The organism is Acetobacter musti, assembly GCF_011516835.1.
Classification (GTDB): Bacteria; Pseudomonadota; Alphaproteobacteria; order Acetobacterales; family Acetobacteraceae; genus Acetobacter; species Acetobacter musti.
On record NZ_WOTB01000021.1, the window covers coordinates 52,440 to 69,333 of the forward strand.

Genomic DNA, 16,894 nt, shown 5'->3' on the forward strand with positions numbered 1-16,894 from the left:
GTCAGTGTTTCCGGTGTGGAACCGGATCAGCGCAGGGCGGGTGAAAGGCTCTGCGGGAGGCTCTGAAGGATACGGTCGCTGAGCTGACGGACCAGCGTGTCCGTCAGGGTGACGGTGTCGTTATCGGTTGTGGCGGGGCCTGAGGCGGAGACGGTGCCGCGATGGAGCTGTTCGGGCTGGTTCTCATCGGCGGGTATGAAGCTCCAGCTGGCTTCGAGTGTGGCTTTTCCGTCCGAGGCGATGTCCATCCGGGTGATGTTGATGGTGAGGCGGCCTGAGGCGGGGCCTGGACCCGGGCCTGAGACCGGCTGATCGGTGACGAAGAGATCCGGGCGGGCGCTGCTGATCCGGGCGGTGATGAAATCTGTGACGCTGTCGGAGAGGCGTTCGGCCCAGCGGCCGTTGGCGCTGCGGCGGAGGGCCTGGCCGTTTCGTGTCACGATATCCTGGGTGTCGAGATAATCCGGCAGGGAAGCGCGGCGGATTTCGAGGATGGGGGTGCCGGGCGGGACCGCGCCCTGGGCCTGGCCGGATGAGGTTGCCGGGCCGCCGAGTGTGTAGAGCTGCAGCGGCGGGCCGGCGCAGGCGGAGAGGGACAGGGCGAGGGTGAGGACGGCGGCAGGACCGGCTTTGCCGGAGAAAGGCCGGGAGAGGATTCCGGATGCGGTTCCGGGAAGAGGCGGGATCTTGCGGCTCATCACTTGCGTCCCATCAGGAGGAGTTGCGGATTGCGTTCGACGTCGCTTGCGAAGCCGCGCAGGGCGGCGGCGGCGGCGGCGATGTCGCGGAGCGCTGAGTCGAGATTGTCGCGGTCGGTGGAGCGGGGCGAGAGCATGCCCTGGACGCTTTGCAGGGTTTTGCGAGCCTGGTCGGTGGCGCTGGTGGCGCTGGCGAGGGTCTGGTGCAGGTCCGCGCCGCGGGCTTCGAGCTGTGCGTTGCCGGTGCGCATCAGCCTGTCGATGTTGACGAGCGTGGTGTCGAGCTTGCCGTCCAGATCCTGGATGGCCTGCGTCGCGGCTTTCAGGGTCTGCTGGGCGTCCTGCGATGATTGATGCAGGCTGTCGACGAGGGGCGGCAGGTCGGTGTCGAGTTTCTGCGCGACCTCGCGGATGGAGAGGACGGCTTCGTTGGCGTTGGTGGACAGCTCTTTCAGGGGCAGGTCCTGGAGGCTGTCCTTGATTTTCTGGATGGCGGACTGGTGGGTGGGGATTTCGGGCAGGTTGCTGACGCGCGGGTGGAATTCGGCCGGGGAGCCGGGCCAGAAGTCCAGATTGATATTGACCGTGCCGGTGACGAAGCTCTGCATGTTCTGTTCGGCGCGGAGGCCGTGAGCGACGGTTTCGCGCAGATCGAGGTCGTGCGACGGTGAACCCGGGGTCTGCATGACGTGGACCTGTTTCGGGTCCAGGCTGATATCGACGGGGATATAGGCGTGGCGGGTGGCGGGATCGTAGCGCAGGGTCACGCTGTCGACTGAGCCGACGCGGACGCCGCGGAAGGTGACGGGCGCGCCGACGGACAGGCCGCTGACGGAATCCTGGAAGACGATGACGGCGTGTCTGTTTTTTGAAAACAGGCTGACATTGCCGAAGAAGATGAGGGCGCCCAGACCGAGAGCGACGCCGCCGGCGACGAAGGTGCCGACGAGGGTCTGTTTGCCGATCCCTGATTCATTTGCCATTGGCGTTCTGACCCTTTCTGACTGTGCCGGCCCCTGCGGATTCCGTGTTGTCCGGCTTTGTGGCGGCCGGATCTGTTGTAGCGGGTTCTGTTGTGCTGGTTTCTGTTCTGGCTTCGCGGTTCATGAAGGCGTGGACCTGCGGGTCTTTGCAGTGATCGCGCAGGTCGCGGGGCGAGCCGTGCGCGATGGGCTGTTTTGTCTGGGCATCGAGGAAGATGCCGTCATCGGCGATGGCGAACAGGCTGGGCAGTTCGTGGCTGACGATGACGATGGTGGCGCCGAGGCCGTCCCGGAGGGTGAGGATGAGGTCGTCGAGCCGGGCGGAGGTGATGGGATCGAGGCCGGCGGAGGGTTCGTCGAAGAACAGCACGTCCGGATCGAGGGCCATGGCGCGGGCGAGGCCGGCGCGTTTGCACATGCCGCCGGAGATTTCGGACGGGTAGAGGTCGATGGCGTGGGACAGGCCGACGAGGCCGAGTTTCATTTCCACGAGGTGGCGGATCATGTCCCGGTTCAGGCGGGTGAACATCTCCAGGGGCAGGGAGACGTTTTCGCCGATGGTCATGGAGCTCCACAGGGCGCCGCTCTGGAACAGGACGCCGAAGCGGCGGTTCAGGGCGGTGCGGTGGCTGTCCGGGCCGGACCAGTAATCGTCGCCGTCGACGGTGTATTTGCCGGACATGGGCCGGAGCAGGCCGACCATGCTGCGCAGGATGGTGCTTTTGCCGCAGCCGGAGCCGCCCATGATAGCGAAGATCGAGCCGCGCCGGACATCCATGGTGACGTGGCTCTGGATGACCTTTGTGCCGTAGCCGATGGTGACGTCGCGCAGGGAGAGGAGGACGTCGTCGTCCTGACGGGCTGTTTCTCTTGTCTGATGACGGGGCTGATCGTGTCCCTGGCCGCTATGCGCGCCGCTATACTGGCCGGCATCCTGACCGCCCGTCTGGCTGGCGGCTGGCGGGATGCCGGGACCTGTATTTCCGGGCACAGGATTTCCGGAGATCGCATTTCCGGACACTGGATTTTCTGGTGTCAGATTTCCCGGCATCAGATGTCCAGTACGTTGGCGATGACGGCGAAGATGGCGTCGAGCGCGATGACGCCGACGATGCCGACGACGACGGCGCGGGTGGCGGCGGTTCCGACATCGGCGGCGCTGCGGCCGGCGTTCAGGCCGATCTGGCAGGAGGTCAGGCCGATCATGGCGGCGAAGACGATGGATTTCGCGAAGCCGAATTCGAACTGGGTGAGGTCGATGGCGCCGAGGGTCTGGTTGATGTAGCCGGCGCCGGTGACGTCGGGGAGCATGCCGGTGGCGACGACATAGCCGCCGATGATGCTCATGCCGCTGCCATAGAGATAAAGCAGCGGCATCATCAGCATGAGCGACAGGATGGACGGCAGCAGGATGTAGCTGGAGACGGGGATGCCGAAGACTTTCAGCGCGTCGATTTCCTCGTTGCCGAGCATGGTGGCGATGCGGGCGGCGTAGGCGCCGCCGGTGCGGCCGGCCATGATGATGGCGGTCATGACGGCGGAGAGTTCGCGGACGCAGGCGATGCCGACGAGATTGGCGACGTACATATCGGCGGAGAATTTCCGCAGCTGCACGGCGCCGACGAAGGCGAGGATGGCGCCGACGAGGAAGTTGACGACGCTGACGATCATGAGCGCCGAGGGGCCGGCGTCGAAGATGTTCACGAACAGGTCGCGCAGGCGCATGCCGCCATGGCCGGAGAGCGCCTTCACCGAGCCCCGGGCGGTCTGAGCGCCCAGTTCGGTCAGGGCGCCGATTTCATCGAGTGTGTCGAGGGTCAGGGCGCCTGTGGTCCGCAGCGGAGCGAAAGGTTTTTTCGGGTGCTGCGCGGGGGGCTCGGGTTCGGCGGGCAGGAGGGCGAAGAGGCGCTGCACGCCGTCTGGCAACTGAGCCAGATCGAAGTTCATTTTCCCGCGGGCGGCGGCCTGTTTCACGGTCCAGAGGAAGGAGACCAGGGAGGAATCCCACTGGCTGAGACCGCTGACATCGACGTGGAGCGTCTGTGCGGCGCCGTCCTTCGGTGCGCCCGTTCTGAGGGCATCGTCGGGGATGGCGAGGGCGGCGCCGTCATCGATCGTCCACTGGCCGCGCAGCACGAGCGTGATGTCGTTTGCCGAAGACTGAACCGTCCATTCCGGATGGCTGTCCGCGTCATGGCTGTCTGCGTTGCCTGACGCCGTCGGCGTGGGGGTGTGTTCCTGGTCCGTCATGTGCGGGACGAGTTTTAGGGCAGGCGGGCTCTGTTGGCCAGCGTGGCCGTCCGGAGAGGGTCCCGGAGCTGTCCAAGGGGGTTTTCCCGGCCTGATCCGGAACGGTTAAACGCTAATTTATATGACAAATAATTTTCCCAAATATATGTCAAACCATGTCCAGCTAAGCTCTGTACGCATGAAAGTCATGTTGTTACGTCATGTTACGAAAAGCGGAGTCCGGATGGAAACGCAGCCTCCCGTACCTGTCCAGGATGGCGGCGTCGCAATGATTTCACAGGATAAGGCAGATCAATGAATGCCATAGTCGTTACAGCACTGCGGCGTCCCTATACGTTCGTCGTTCTTTCGATTCTTATTGTTATGATGGGCATTCTTTCGATCAGGAAGACGCCGGCGGATGTGTTTCCGAACATCCGGATTCCCGCTATTGCGGTGGTCTGGACCTATTCGGGGATGCTGCCGGACGAGTTTGCCGGGCGCATCATGTACAATTTCGAGCAGGGTGTGACCTCCACTGTGGAGGGGATCGACCATATGGAGGCGGACTCCTTCTATGGCCGTGGGATTGTGAAAATATATTTCCAGCCGGGCACGGAGATCGGGGGCGCCGAGGCGGATGTGGCGGCGATCTCGCAGACAGTGCTGCAGCAGATGCCCGAGCACATTGCCGCGCCGATGATCATGCGGCTGGAGGCGTCTTCGGTTCCGGTGATCTCGCTGCAGCTCACTTCGGACACGATGACGCCTTCGGATCTGTTCAAGCTGGCGTTCATCCGGATGCGGTCGCTGCTGGTGACGATTCCGGGTGCGGTGGTGCCGCATCCCTATGGCGGCATGGACAGTTTTGTCATGATCGCGCTGAACCAGAAGCAGCTTCAGGCGCATCATCTTTCGGCGATGGACGTGCAGAACGCGCTGGACACGCAGAACGTGGTGCGGCCGGCGGGCGATCAGAAGATCGGGCCGACGGACTGGATGGTGCAGACCAACGCGACGCCGCGCTCGCTGGAGGATATTGCGGACATTCCGATCAAGAGGGTCGGGAACGCGGTCGTCTATATTCATGACGTGGGCGATGTGTATCGCGGCGGGCATCCGCAGACGAACAGTGTGATCGTCAAAGGTAAGCAGGCTGTCATCATGGTGGTGATGAAGAGCGGCGAGGCTTCCACGCTGGATGTGGTTGACGGCGTGAAGAAGATGATGCCGCGGCTTCAGGCGGTGCTGCCTTCGACGGTGCATCTGAGCGTTCTCAGCGATGCGTCCGGGTTCGTGATCGACTCCATCCATGACGTGATGCGGGAGATGGCGACGGCGGCGGCGCTGACTGGTCTGGTGGTGCTGCTGTTCCTGGGGTCCTGGCGTTCGACGGTCATCATCGCGACGTCCATTCCGCTGGCCATTCTGTGTTCGCTGATCGCGCTTGGCTGGGCGGGACAGACGATCAACGTGATGACGCTGGGCGGTCTGGCGCTGGCAGTCGGTATTCTTGTCGATGACGCCACGGTGATGATCGAGAACATCGACACGCATCTGGAGGAGGGCAAGGAGCTGGAGCCGGCGATCATCGACGCGGCCAACCAGATTGTTGTTCCGACGTTTGTTTCGACCACCTGCATCTGCATTGTCTGGCTGCCGCTGTTCGGTCTGAGCGGTGTGGCGGGCTGGCTGTTCATGCCGATGGCGGAGGCGATCATCTTCGCGATGATGGCGTCCTTCATTCTGTCGCGGACGCTGGTGCCGACAATGGCGAAATATCTGCTGGCGGGTCACATCCAGCCGGGGCTGCATGGGGAGGAGCACGAGGCTCTGCCGCATGGGAAGAACGCCTTCACGCGGTTTCAGAAGGGGTTCGAGCATCGGTTCACGCTGTTTCGCGAGCGGTATCGCGGGGTGCTGTCCGGGCTGATCGAGCGGCGTGGGGTTTTCGTCGGGACGTTTCTCGGGATTTCGGTGCTGTCCTGCGGGCTGTATTTCGTCGCGGGTCGGGATTTCTTTCCGGAGATCAAGTCCGATCAGCTTCAGATGCACATGCGTGCGCCGCTGGGTGCGCGGATCGAGGTCGCGGACCGGATTGCGGCGCTGACGGCGGACCGGATCGACGCGCTGCTGCCCGGGAAAGTGCATGATGTTGTCGCAAACTGCGGACTTCCGGAGGGACCGCATAACCAGGCGTTCATTCCGACGCCGACGCTGGGCACGCAGGACTGCGATCTGACGATCACGCTGAACGATGAGGCGTCACCGGTCTGGGATTACCGGGCGATCCTGCGGAAGGGGTTGTCGGCCAGTTTCCCAGGTACGGTGTTTACCTTCCAGCCGGCGGATCTGACGGCGAAGATTCTGAATTTCGGGTCACCGTCGCCGATCGATGTGAAAATCGGCGGTCCGGATCTGGATGAGAGCTACAAATATGCTCTGGAGCTGGTGAACCGGCTGCGGAAGGTGACGGGGGCTGCGGATGTGTCGCTGCAGCAGACGATGAAGACGCCGACGCTGTTTGTGGAGGGTGACCGGAGTTTCGAGCAGGCGACGGGTGTGACGGAAGGGGATCTGGCGGACAACGAGCTGATGACGCTCGCGGGCAGTTCGCAGGTCGATCCGCAATACTGGTACGATCCGAAAATGGGTGTGACGTTCACGCTGAATACCTATGTCTCTCAGGATCAGCTGACGCATTACAACGATCTGCTGACGATCCCGGTCGATAAGGGCGACGGCGATCCTTCGGGGAAATCCTCGCAGCTTCTGGGGGCGATGAGCCGGATCAGAGCGACGGGGACGCCGGGTGAGGTGTCGCATTACAACTCGATGCCGGCTTTCGACATCTATGTATCGGCTGAGGGCACTGATCTGGGTGCGGTTCTGAAGGGTGTGCAGCGCGAGGTTGCGGCGACGGCGAAGGATGTGCCGCGCGGGGCTGCTGTCGAGATTGCCGGGCAGGCGACGACGATGAGCAGTGCCTATGCGGAGCTGCTTGGCGGGCTCGTGATCTCGATTGCGCTGATCTACCTGCTGATTGTCGTCAACTTTCAGTCCTGGCTTGATCCTTTCATCATCATCTCGGCGCTGCCGGGGGCTCTGGCGGGGATTGCCTGGGCTCTGTTCCTGACGCGCACGCATCTTTCGGTGCCGGCGCTGACGGGGGCGATCATGTGCATGGGCACGGCGACGGCGAATTCGATCCTGGTTGTGTCCTATGCCCGCGAGCGTCTGGAGGTGCATGGCGAGCCGCTGCGGGCGGCGCTGGAGGCGGGTTACGGGCGCATTCGTCCGGTGATCATGACGGCGACAGCGATGATTGTCGGCATGATTCCGATGTCGGTCAGCAACTCGCAGAACGCGCCGCTCGGCAAGGCGGTGATCGGGGGGCTGATTGTGGCCACGATCTCGACCCTGCTGTTCGTGCCCTGTGTTTACGCAATTTTCTACAGCCGAAAATCTTCCCGTAAGGAGACAGTCTGATGGCGCGCTCAACCGGTCGTCATCCCGTCCTGCTCGCTGGCGTGTGCGTGCTTGCGCTCGCGTCGGGCTGGATCGTGATCTCGCGTATTCATGAATCGAAAAGTCTGCGTGAGGAGACGGCGCACAACGCCATTCCGGACGTGGAGGTCATCACGCCGCAGCCGGGGGCGAAGACGCTGACGCTGACGCTGCCGGGGACGATCGACGCCTGGTATCAGGCGCCGATTTATCCGCAGGCCTCCGGATATGTGAAGATGTGGTATAAGGATTTCGGTGCGGAGGTGAAGGCTGGCGATGTGTTGGCCGAGGTCAACGCGCCGGGTCTGGACGCGCAGTATCAGCAGGCGAAGGCGGATTACGACGCCACGGCGGCGAAGTATAACCTGACGGTGGTGAGTGCGGCGCGCTGGCACGCGATGGCGCAGTCTCAGGCGGTGTCCGGGCAGTCGGTTTCCGTGGCGGATGCGAATAAGAAATCCGGTTATGCGGAGATGGAGGCGGCGCAGCATAACGTCGATCGCTTCGAGGCCCTGGAAAAGTTCAAGACGATCGTGGCGCCTTTCGATGGTGTTGTGACATCGCGTGATGTCAACGTGGGTGATTATGTGAGCGCGGGCGGCGGTGAGCACAGCGCGTCCGGCGAGGCGAACCAGGTGTTCGTGGTCTCCGACATGCACCGGATGCGTCTGTTTCTGTCGGTTCCTGAAGTATTCTCCTACATTCTCAAGCCGGGCATGGTGGCGACTGTTTCCGTGCCGCAATTCCCGAACCGGACCTTCGAGGCGAAGTTTCTGACGGTCGCGAAGGGGTATGATCCGAACACGCGCACGGCGGTCACGGAATTTACCATCGACAATCCGGATCATCTGCTGTGGCCGGGGACGTTTGCCTCGGTGCATCTGACGGCGCCGGCGGAGGGCGGGGTGCAGCGTATTCCGACCTCGACGCTGGTGTTCGAGGAGAAGGGGATGCAGGTCGCGGTCGTGGACGGGACGAATCATGTGCATTTCCGCAATATTGAGGTCGGGCGGATGGCCGATACGCGGACCGATGTGATTTCGGGGATTCAGCCGGGGGACCGGATCGTGCGCAATCCGCCGGCTGATCTGCTGGAGGGACAGGAGGTCCGGGTGGTGGTTCCTGCGAAAGGGTATGAGCAGGACGACGAGGAGATCGAAGGATGAAGACGGCGCGCGGAGGCGTGGGGCGTGCGGCGTCGGTGCTCGCGGGTCTTTCGGGGATGCTGATGCTGTCCGGCTGCGATCTGGCGCCGGCTTATCAGGCGCCGCATTTCATTGTTCCGGACAGCTGGACCGGGCAGCAGCCGTTCGCGAAGGCGACGCCGGCGGATACGGTGCTGCCGTCGGACTGGTGGCGGCTGTTCGGCGATCCGGAGCTGGATGCGCTGGAGGAAAAAGCGGTGGCGCAGAACGCCGATCTTCAGGCGGCGGCGGAGCGGTTTACGCAGGCGCGGTCGCTGGTGATGAAGGCGCGGGCGGATCTGCTGCCGCATTTCGGACTGGCTTTCGGGGCGTCGGACAACAAGCAGTCGGCGGACCGTCTGTTCCGGTATAAGGGCGCGATCACGCAGACGGATGAGTTTTATGGCGGTCTGGCGTCCTGGGAGCCGGATTTCTGGTCGGAGATCCGCAATCAGGTCCGGATGAGCAAGTATGAGGCGCAGCAGAAGGCGGCGGATTTCGCCGGGGCGCGGCTGAGCATCGAGGCTGATCTGGCCAGCGATTATGTCGCGTTGCGGGGGTACGACGCGCAGGAGGCGATTTATCAGCGCGCGATCTCGTATTTTCAGAAGGCGGTGGACATGACGCATACGCAGCTTGTCAATCAGGCGGCGCCGCGTCTGGATCTTGCCCGCGCGCAGAACCAGCTTTACGTGACCCAGGCGGCGGAGCTTGACCTGCGGGCGCAGCGGGAGGTGACGGAGCATGCGATCGCCATTCTGACCAATACGGCGCCGGAGAGTTTTCATATCGAGCCGCGCGCTGATTTTACGTTCAGGGAGGTGAATTTGCCGGTGGGAATGCCGTCCGAGCTGTTGCAGCGTCGGCCGGACATTGCCTCGGCGGAGCGGGTGATGGCGCAGGCGAACCGGTCGATCGGCGTGGCGCGGGCGGCGTTCTATCCGCATATTTCGCTGAACGCGAATGGCGGTTTCGACGCGAACGGGTTCGATCTGGCGAAGCTGGCGAACAGCATGTGGTCGTATGGTGCGACGGCATCGATGCCGATTTTCGAGGGGGGTCTGCGGCGGGCGTCTTTGCAGTATTCCTGGTCGGCGTACCGGGAGACGCGGGATGATTATCGTTCGACGGTGCTGTCGGCGTTTCGCGAGGTTGAGGATGAGCTGTCGCGGACGCGGCTGCTGCGGGCGGAGGATGCGCGGCTGAAGCAGGCTGTGGGCACGGCGCTGGACATGCAGGACATGACGATGACGCTCTATAAGGGCGGGCTGTCGGATTATCTGGGGGCGATTGTGGCGCAGGAGGCGGCGCTGGACTCGCGGATTTCGGAGGTGCAGGTGGCGGCGCGGTCTGTGCAGGCGACGGTGGCGCTGATCCGGGCTCTGGGTGGCGGCTGGGACCGTGCGCAACTGCCGACGCCGGACCAGACGATGACGTTCAGCCCGTTACAGTATGGCGGCATTCATTATCCGAAGCCGGCGGGCGGGATCGGGCCGGAAAATCCGGAGGGCTATGAGAACCTGGTGACGGGGCGGTCCTGAGTGTCAGATGTCGTCGGGCGGAAAGGGATTATCCGCCGCGGAACTGTCTGACGCGCTGACGACGCGGATGCGCATGGCGACGTTCATGACGTTGCCGTGCGGGTCGGCGACCATCACCCCGATCGTGTCGAAGCCGGTGTATCCGGATGCTGACGTGTAGTGCAGGGCGGTGGCGGTAATGGGTGTCGCGTTACATTTGTAGCGGGCGTTCTGTGACGGAAAATGCGGGTGTGTTTTGTAATCCGCGAGCCAGGCGCGTCCGTGAGCGGGGTCTCTGACGATTTTGATGACCTGGTATTTTTCCGGGGTGCAGTTGCTGTCGACGGCGCCCCAGTAATTCAGGATGGTATCGGCGTCTGTTCTGACGATTTTATCGGCGACGCGGTAGAGGGCCGATTTCGGGATGCTGACGACTCTTCTGGCCTGAGCGCCGCCGCTGCCAGCTGCGGCGTTGATGCTGGTTGAGGTCGTGTTCACGCAGTCTGTCAGACCGATGCAGAGAATGGCGAGCGTGGCCCGCGTTCCGAACTGTCTCACCCTCTCAGCCTTCTGCCGTTTTCATGGAGAAACGTATCGGCAGTGTTTCAGGCGTGCAATGAAAGATTGCCGGCGGGAAATGCCTGTCTGTCATGCGGGCGGGAGGGTTTTCGCGCCACGCCCGTCGGGGGGGTACGGGGTTTTCTGGCTGGCCGTCGATTTCCGGGGTGCTTCGGTCTGACTGACGGGTGGCGGCACATGATCGACGAGGTGAGTGTTTGTTCAGGGTCGCGGATAAAAGACCGAATGCACCGATTGTCTTTGCCGGTTGCTATTCCGCGCAGGCTTCTGACGGGCAGGAGAAATGAGAGCTATAGGGAGAAAACCGGCTTTTCGATGGTGTTCTGATGGTCATCCCGTCATGCGCGAACCGGGCAGAGGACATTCCTGGCGGTTTTCAGCGAGACCGGGATTGCAATCGTATCGATAGGAATATTCATTTAGTTTGCTTTGACGTGTCGCTGCCTGTTGGGACACAATCAGAAAAATTTTCCCTGTTTTTTCAGGCTGGCAATTGTCAGACTGCAGGTGCTGCCGCTATTAGCGGGACCTGCAATAATATATTCAATAAATGAATAATTGACTATATTGTAATATGTTTCATATTATAAACCCAGAGCAGGGAGTTGTTTATTTATGAATTCGGAGAATTTAATAAAGTTTTCTATTATTATACCTAATTATAATTACGGAAGATATGTAGGAGAAGCTATTGAAAGCGCTCTTAATCAGGACTGGGAAAATAAGGAGGTCATTGTTGTTGATGATGGGTCAGAGGACAATTCTGTTGATGTTATAAAAAGTTTTGGAAAGAAAATTAAAGCACTGTTTCAGAAAAATAGCGGACAACGGGAGGCAAATAACAGAGGATTTCTCGAAAGCTCCGGAGATGTCGTAATATTCCTTGATTCTGATGACGTTCTTGTTCCCGGAGCACTTCATAAGATCGCTGCAGTCTGGAAGGAAGGTCTCAGCAAGGTTCAGGGGATGATGCTGAGGACTGATGCCTCGGGAAAATCAATGAATGTCATCGTTCCCAGACTGACCTATGTACCTGCTCCACAGGCAATTCGCCAGTGGATGGACGCGACATTTGAATATCCTACACCACCGGGTTCAGGAAATGCATGGTCCCGTAAATTCCTCGAACAGATATTCCCGCTTGATGACAATTGCGACAGTTCTACCGACAGTTCATGTATAGCCTTGGCTCCTTATTGGGGAAATGTGGTAACAATACAGGATACTGTCGTATTATACCGTACGCATGGCGCTAATGACAGTAATATTGCATCGCGTGATACGAATTACAGTCGTGAAATCAGACGCGGGCTGACCCGGTTTTTTACAGTACAGAGATATTGTCGGAAAAATAATCTGACATTGCCGGATCGGAAGATTTTATTTCGGGGCAGCAGCCTTCTGCAGTACCGTGTGGCATCATTGCGCCTTACGCCTTCAGTCCATCCGCTGGCGGGCGACAATCGGATCAGGGCGCTTGCTGATGCGGTAATGATTTTGTTCTGGCCGAATTTTCGCTCTTTCAGGGTCCGCCTTGCGATTGCAGCGTGGTCGGCCGTGACGCTCGTCGTGCCTGTATCGGTTGCACGGAAGCTCATTCTGAAACGTTATGGATGATAGCATATTGGCTCTGGCCAAGGACTCTGTGAATATGCCGGGATTTCAGATGTTTTTGTGAATGCGGAAAGTATATTCATTGGATATTTCTGGTAAAGAGTCTGGTATTGCGCCATCGTATCCGATTTTACTTCCCGAGACTGCGGGGAGCGCTGTCGCGTAATCTGCAGGAAGTTTTCAGGGCGTGTTCGTCGTATTCACGCAGTCTGTCTGACCGATACGCCAATGCAGAGAATGGCAGGCGTGGTCCGTATTTCGGATTGTCTCACCCTGTCAGCTTTCTGTCGTTTCGGGGTGGAAACGGGTTGGTGGTGTTTCAGACGTGCAATGAAAGATTGCCGGCGGGAAATGCCTGTCTGTCATGCGGGCGTGAGAGTTTCCCCGCCCGGCCCGTCCGTGGGGTTACGGGGTTTTCAGGCTGGCGTCTATTTCCAGGGCGAGCTGCGCCATTCTGACGGCGCCTTCCTTGCTGGCCGCGCCGCAGATGAAGCGGGCGGGATGAGCGAAGGTGGCGTCCGGCACGCCGGAGACTTTTGCGAGGGTTTCGCCGTCCAGGCCGCGCCAGGCTTCGGGCAGGGAGACGCGCTGGCCGAAATCGCCGCGTGTGGGCGGGATGGCCTTGACGTTCCAGCGTCCGGGGGCTGCGGGGGAGACGACGTAGACGACGGGGAGGTCGTGTTCGAAGATGACCTTCTCGGTGGGCATGCCGGTGTCCATGACGAGGATGCGTTTGTCTTCGGCTTTCGCGTAGGAGTCCAGGATGCGGTCGGTGGCTTTCAGGCTGGCTCTGGTGCGGTCGACAAGGTTTTCGAGATGCAGTGCGATGGTGCCTGCGGCGTTCGCAAAGCCGAGGGTTTCCCGCTTTTTAGCTTCTTCGGGGCCGTAAAGTTCGGCAGTGTCCCAGGCGGGACCGCAGGATGAGACGATGTCGGCGAGGGAGAGTCGGCCCATTTTGACGACGCCGTTATCGTCGAGATCGACGGGCAGGATGAGGGATTTGTCGAGCGCTTTCCAGATGGCGTCGACGGTGGCCTCATCTGCGTCGGTTCTGAGGAGATTGCGGATGGCGGCGTGGCCGTAATCCTTCCACAGAAGGCCGGCGGCGCTGTAGGGTGTGCTGCCGTCCTCGCGGAGGGGTTTGTCCTTCATGTGGTGGTCGTAGCGGCCGGTTGTGGGGTCGTATTTGCCGCCGACATCGAAGACGATGTCCGCCGCGCTGATTTTCTCCGGCGATCTGGAGCGGGTGAAGGTCAGGCGGTCACCCGATGTGCCGTCGATGACGCGGCGGCGCAGATCGCCGTGCGGCGCGAGGGCGTAGTGAAGGATGACGTAGCCGAGGGTTTCGTCGGCATGGAAGTTTCCCGAGTGTGTCAGGGCTCTGACGGGAGCGGTCTCGCTGCTGAGGCCGGTGGGAATATGCTCTGACATGGGAACCTGCTGAATGTCCGGGAAATGGGTGTGGCAGGACGTGTCATGTCACGCGGGAGAATGCAAGGCGGTGGGGCGGGGATGGTCCGTCAGGTTTTTTCTGTTCTGGCGGCTGGCGTGAATTTCCAGATGAAAGCGGTCAGGGCGGTGCTGCCGAGGCTGGCGAGCAGGGTGATGCGCTGGGAGGGCTCGAGGGCCATGGCGATGATCACGATCAGGACGGCGGCGATGGCGAGCCAGTTGGCGACGGGGAAGAAGGGGACGGCGCTGGCGGACCATCCGGCGCCTGTTTTCTGTGCGGTCAGTCTCATGCGGAGATGGGCGATGACGATCATCAGGTAGATGAACAGCATGACGGCTCCGGTTGCGCCGACGAGGAAGGCGAAGACGGTTCCGGGGGCGAGGATGGAGGAGAAGGCGGCGAGGAGGCCGATGATGCCGGAGACGGTGACGGCGGCGCGGGGAGCGCCGTTTTTTGCGAGGCGGGCGAAGAGGGCGGGGGCTTCGCCGTGGTGGGCGAGGTTGCGCAGGGTGCGGGCGGTGACGAAGAGCGAGGAGTTGAGGCAGGAGATGACGGCGCTCAGTACGACGAGGCGGATGAGGGTTGCGGCGCCGGGGACGCCGATGACGTCCATGGCGAGGACGAAGGGAGACTGGCCGGGGGCGATTTCGTTCCAGGGTTTAATGCTGAGGATGAGCAGGATGGAGAGGATGTAGAAGGCGGTGATGCGGGTCCCGATGGTGCGGGTGACGCGGGAGAGATTCCGGGGCGCGTCGTGGGATTCGGCGGCGGCGACGGTGGCGATTTCACAGCCGACCATGGAGAACAGGACGGTGGGGAGGACGGCGGCGAGGGCGTCGATGCCGTGGGGGAGAATGCCGCCATGGCCGGCGAAGGTGGCCAGCGGGGCGGGGTGTCCGCCGAGGAGGCCGGTGAGGTAGAGGAGGCCGAGGGTGCAGAAGCCGGCGATGCTGACGACTTTGATGAGGGAGAGCCAGAATTCGAATTCGCCGAAGACGCCGACGGCGGTGAGGTTGATCAGGGCGATGGCGGCGACGAGCAGGGTGGCCATGAGCCAGACGGGGAGGCTCAACCAGTCCTGGAGGAGGATGGCGCCGGCGATGGCCTCGCTGCCTGTGGTGACGACCCAGAAGCCCCAGTAGAGCCATCCGGCGACGAAGCCGGCGCGGTGGCCGCAGCCTTCGCGGATGTAATCGACGAAGGAACCGAGGCCGGGGCGGGCGAGGAGCATTTCGCCGAGGACGCGCATGACCATGACGACGAGGGCGCCGGTGAAGACGAAGGTGAGGAGCACGCCGGGGCCGGCGGCGGCGATGGCGGCGCTGCTGCCGACGAAGAGGCCGGCGCCGATGACGCCGCCGAGGGCGATCATGGCGATGTGACGGTTTTTGAGCTGACTGCGGCTGTCGCGACGGGAGGAGGCGGGAGTGGTGGCGGACGGTGTGGCTGAATGCACGCTGGGGAAACCTCGCTGAGCCTGTCTGGGTGATCTGTTTTCGGGTGATCTGTTGTTCAGGTGATCTGTTTTCGGTTGATCTGGCGCGGTGGCAGACTGCCGAACGGCGGTTGCGGGTGCAACATGTTTCGGGGACAGGACGAAACGGGTGACTCGCGCAGGGCGGCGCGGCTGGCTATAGGACTGGGGGAGCAGGGCATGAGCGGGGAGCGGCAGATGATACAGGAGCCGATCGTTTTTATTGATGGCGAGGCCGGGACGACGGGGCTTGGGATTCGCGAGCGTCTGATGTCTCTGCCTGTGCGCATTCACTCGGTTGATCCGACGCGGCGCAAGGACCCTGAGGCGCGGGCGGAGGCGATGGCGGCGAGTGATCTCGTGGTGCTGTGTCTGCCGGATGAGGCATCCCGCGAGGCGGTGGGGATGATTGACCGGATCGCGGCGGGCGGCGGGCGGGCGCCGAAGATTCTGGATGCGAGCACGGCGTTCCGGACGGCGCCGGGCTGGGTGTATGGCTTTCCCGAGCTGACGGCGGATCAGCCGGAGGCGATCATGCAGGCGGAGCGCGTGTCCAATCCGGGCTGTTATCCGACCGGGGCGGTCGCGCTGCTGCGTCCGCTGGTGGATGCGGGGATTGTGCCGGCGGATATGGCGATCTCGATCAATGCGGTCAGTGGCTATACGGGCGGCGGCCGAACCATGATTGAGGCGCAGGAGCGGGACGGGGGCCCGCCGTTTCTGCTGTACGGACTGAATCTGTCGCACAAGCATGTGCCGGAGATCCGCGAGCATGCGCGTCTGACGCGGCGGCCGCTTTTCGTGCCGTCGGTCGGGCATTTTCCGCGCGGGATGATTGTGTCCGTGCCGCTGCATCTCGATCAGCTGAGCCGGCGGGTGACGGGGGCGGATCTGCGCGGCATTCTGGAAGAGCGCTATGTGGCGTCGGCGTTTGTCAGCGTGTGTGAGGCGGAGCCGGTGCTGACGGCGGATGCGCTGGCGGGGTCGGACCGGATGGAACTTCGGGTTCATGAGGACGCTCATCACCATCATGTAGTGCTGACGGCGCGGCTGGATAATCTTGGCAAGGGCGCTTCGGGCGCGGCAATTCAGAACATTGCGCTGATGCTGGGCGTGTCGCCGGGTAAGGCGCCGCTGTGAGGCTGATGCTGACTGTGTCATTCCGGAAAAGATGAGATGCTGAAACTCTACGTTTATGATCACTGCCCGTTCTGCGTGAAGGCGAAGATGATCTTCGGTCTGAAGGGCATGCCGTACGAGCCGGTGGTTCTGCTGAACGACGATGTGGCGACGCCGGTTTCGATGGTCGGGAAAAAGATGGTGCCGGTTCTGGAGAAGGCGGACGGCAGCTTCATGGCTGAGAGCATGGACATTGTCGCGTATGTGGACGCGATGGGGACGCCTGTGCTGACGGGGCCGGTTTCGGAAAAGATCGCCGCCTGGCTGCATGGGAGCAGCGGGCCGCTTTATCGTCTGTTTCTGCCGCGCGCGGCCTGTGCGCCGCTGCCGGAGTTCGCGACGGCGTCGGCGCGGGCTTATTTCGGGTTCTTCCGCACTTTTCGTGATGATGTTTTTTGATTATGCGGGCTGAAGGACACGCGCCCTGAGGAGTTCGAAGCCTGCTCTTCCGAACATGGTTCGCTTGATCATTTT

11 protein-coding genes and 2 pseudogenes are annotated in these 16,894 nt (G+C 61.8%); 6 read left to right on the forward strand and 7 right to left on the reverse strand.

Annotation, left to right across the window (positions count from 1 at the left end; translation table 11 throughout):
- Positions 1-26: 26 nt before the first annotated feature.
- The 4 genes and pseudogenes from GOB93_RS14685 to GOB93_RS14700 form a co-directional block, all read right to left on the reverse strand.
- Positions 27-698: a PqiC family protein gene (locus GOB93_RS14685; RefSeq protein ID WP_173584254.1), complete on the reverse strand. Its 672-nt coding sequence runs from the start codon at positions 696-698 to the stop codon at positions 27-29.
- Positions 698-1,681, reverse strand: a complete 984-nt coding sequence (locus tag GOB93_RS14690; RefSeq protein ID WP_173584255.1) for an MlaD family protein — start codon at positions 1,679-1,681, stop codon at positions 698-700. The genes GOB93_RS14685 and GOB93_RS14690 overlap by 1 nt, the downstream gene beginning before the upstream one ends.
- A gap of 100 nt (positions 1,682-1,781) precedes the next feature.
- A pseudogene (locus tag GOB93_RS14695) lies at positions 1,782-2,513 on the reverse strand (ABC transporter ATP-binding protein); the annotation flags it as partial.
- A gap of 218 nt (positions 2,514-2,731) precedes the next feature.
- Complete coding sequence (locus GOB93_RS14700; protein ID WP_173584256.1) at positions 2,732-3,931, reverse strand: ABC transporter permease; 1,200 nt, start codon at positions 3,929-3,931, stop codon at positions 2,732-2,734.
- Positions 3,932-4,225: 294 nt separating this feature from the next.
- On the opposite strand from GOB93_RS14700, the gene GOB93_RS14705 reads away from it, so the two are divergent.
- Genes GOB93_RS14705 through GOB93_RS14715 form a run of 3 tightly spaced genes read left to right on the forward strand, consistent with a single transcriptional unit; the run spans position 4,226 to position 10,142 of the window.
- Positions 4,226-7,399, forward strand: a complete 3,174-nt coding sequence (locus GOB93_RS14705) for an efflux RND transporter permease subunit (protein ID WP_173584257.1) — start codon at positions 4,226-4,228, stop codon at positions 7,397-7,399.
- On the forward strand, positions 7,399-8,583 hold the full coding sequence (locus GOB93_RS14710; RefSeq protein WP_173584258.1) for an efflux RND transporter periplasmic adaptor subunit: 1,185 nt from the start codon (positions 7,399-7,401) through the stop codon (positions 8,581-8,583). Before GOB93_RS14705 ends, GOB93_RS14710 begins: the two co-directional genes overlap by 1 nt.
- 56 nt (positions 8,584-8,639) lie before the next feature.
- Positions 8,640-10,142: an efflux transporter outer membrane subunit gene (locus GOB93_RS14715; RefSeq protein ID WP_242010809.1), complete on the forward strand. Its 1,503-nt coding sequence runs from the start codon at positions 8,640-8,642 to the stop codon at positions 10,140-10,142.
- A gap of 3 nt (positions 10,143-10,145) precedes the next feature.
- Here the strand turns inward: GOB93_RS14715 and GOB93_RS14720 are convergent, their stop codons facing one another.
- Positions 10,146-10,679: a hypothetical protein gene (locus GOB93_RS14720; RefSeq protein ID WP_173584260.1), complete on the reverse strand. Its 534-nt coding sequence runs from the start codon at positions 10,677-10,679 to the stop codon at positions 10,146-10,148.
- Positions 10,680-11,315: 636 nt separating this feature from the next.
- Here GOB93_RS14720 and GOB93_RS14725 point away from each other — a divergent pair.
- A complete protein-coding gene (locus tag GOB93_RS14725; RefSeq protein ID WP_173584261.1) occupies positions 11,316-12,317 on the forward strand; it encodes a glycosyltransferase family 2 protein in 1,002 nt (333 codons plus the stop codon).
- A 402-nt stretch (positions 12,318-12,719) separates the two neighbouring features.
- On the opposite strand, the gene GOB93_RS14730 is transcribed toward GOB93_RS14725, so the two are convergent.
- Together GOB93_RS14730 and GOB93_RS14735 are read right to left on the reverse strand one after the other, a co-directional pair.
- Positions 12,720-13,745: an MYG1 family protein gene (locus GOB93_RS14730; protein WP_173584262.1), complete on the reverse strand. Its 1,026-nt coding sequence runs from the start codon at positions 13,743-13,745 to the stop codon at positions 12,720-12,722.
- Positions 13,746-13,834: 89 nt separating this feature from the next.
- Positions 13,835-15,223 (reverse strand): amino acid permease, encoded by a 1,389-nt coding sequence (locus GOB93_RS14735; protein WP_338422388.1) that lies wholly within the window; start codon positions 15,221-15,223, stop codon positions 13,835-13,837.
- Positions 15,224-15,439: 216 nt separating this feature from the next.
- Between GOB93_RS14735 and argC the strand changes: the two genes are divergently transcribed.
- Together argC and grxB are read left to right on the forward strand one after the other, a co-directional pair.
- Positions 15,440-16,381, forward strand: a complete 942-nt coding sequence (gene argC / locus GOB93_RS14740) for an N-acetyl-gamma-glutamyl-phosphate reductase (protein ID WP_173584275.1) — start codon at positions 15,440-15,442, stop codon at positions 16,379-16,381.
- Between the two features lie 36 nt (positions 16,382-16,417).
- Positions 16,418-16,783 (forward strand): annotated as a pseudogene (grxB, locus tag GOB93_RS14745) (glutaredoxin 2); the annotation flags it as partial.
- Positions 16,784-16,894 lie beyond the last annotated feature (111 nt).